Origin of the sequence: Pseudomonas sp. FSL R10-0056, from assembly GCF_009600105.1 — a bacterium.
Lineage (GTDB): Bacteria > Pseudomonadota > Gammaproteobacteria > Pseudomonadales > Pseudomonadaceae > Aquipseudomonas > Aquipseudomonas bubulae.
Map to the genome: position 1 here is coordinate 1 of NZ_WIWL01000083.1, position 589 is coordinate 589.

1 pseudogene is annotated in these 589 nt (G+C 57.4%); it reads right to left on the minus strand.

Annotated features, from left to right (window positions below):
* Positions 1-121: 121 nt before the first annotated feature.
* Positions 122-589 (minus strand): annotated as a pseudogene (locus GHO42_RS04240) (sigma-54-dependent Fis family transcriptional regulator); the annotation flags it as partial.

Consider the following 589-nt stretch of genomic DNA (forward strand, 5'->3'; position numbering starts at 1 on the left):
CTTTTTGGCAGGCCAAAAAAAGCTGGGGTTTCGTTACCGTAAACCCCGGCTTTTGTTACGTGATTAATCAGCGGTAACAGTTTTCTCTCGGTGTGAGGTGTTACCTGCGGCGTAACCCGTTTCAGTTTTCGCTGGCGACACCGGTTTTTCTGCGTGGAATGCCCAGGCGTTGGCGACGTTCCCACAGGCATTTACGACTCACGCCAAGCTTGCGGGCCAGTTCGGTCTCGGTCATGTGGTCTTGATGCTCCAGAACGAAGTGCTGGAAGTAGTCTTCCAGTGACAGGTCTTCGGTCGGGTCCAGGCTGGTGTTACCGCTGCTGATGCTCTGTTGCGGGGCCAGGCCGATAAAGTCGTCGTCTTGCAAGTCGCTCAGTTCGATGTCGATACCCAGCAGGTCGGCCGAGATTTCCGGGCTTTCGCACAGGATCACGGCGCGCTCTACGGCGTTCTCCAGCTCACGAACGTTACCCGGCCATGAGTAATGGCTGATGGCGCGCTCTGCGTCAGGGGCGAACTTGAGGTCGGTACGGCCAATACGGGCGCTTTGACGGGCGAGGAAAGCGCGGGCGATTTCGATAACGTCAGC